Source organism: Mycobacterium sp. 1245111.1, from assembly GCF_001673405.1.
Taxonomy (GTDB): Bacteria; Actinomycetota; Actinomycetes; order Mycobacteriales; family Mycobacteriaceae; genus Mycobacterium.
Window position 1 is genome coordinate 1 of the sequence record NZ_LZLV01000031.1, and the last position, 547, is coordinate 547.

Consider the following 547-nt stretch of genomic DNA (forward strand, 5'->3'; position numbering starts at 1 on the left):
ACTGGAAGGACGGCTCCAAGTACGACCTGATGATCGCCGGAATCGGTTCGCTCTGCCTGATTTTCATCATCATGCTGATCATTACCCGCAGTCTGATCGCGGCGGCGGTGATCGTCGGGACGGTCGCGCTGTCGTTGGGGGCATCGTTCGGGCTCTCGGTACTGCTCTGGCAGTACATCCTCGGCATGAACCTGCACTGGATGGTCTTGGCAATGGCGATCATCCTGCTGCTGGCGGTCGGCTCGGACTACAACCTGCTCTTGATATCCCGGTTCAAAGAAGAGATCCACGCCGGGCTCAAGACGGGCACGATCCGCGCGATGGCCGGTTCCGGGTCGGTGGTGACCTCGGCCGGGCTGGTGTTCGCCGCCACCATGGCCACGTTCGCCTTCAGCCCGTTGAAGGTGATGGGTCAGGTCGGTACGACGATCGCGCTGGGTCTGCTGTTCGACACCCTGATCGTCCGGTCTTTCATGACGCCGTCGCTGGCCACACTGCTCGGACGTTGGTTCTGGTGGCCGCAACATGTCCGCCCACGACCGGCCAG

At 62.3% G+C, this 547-nt stretch carries 1 protein-coding gene; it reads left to right on the forward strand.

Going from position 1 to position 547, the window contains the following annotated elements; all coding sequences use genetic code 11:
- The coding region (locus A5658_RS29265; protein WP_156751282.1) for an MMPL family transporter at positions 1-547 on the forward strand (547 nt) is incomplete at both ends.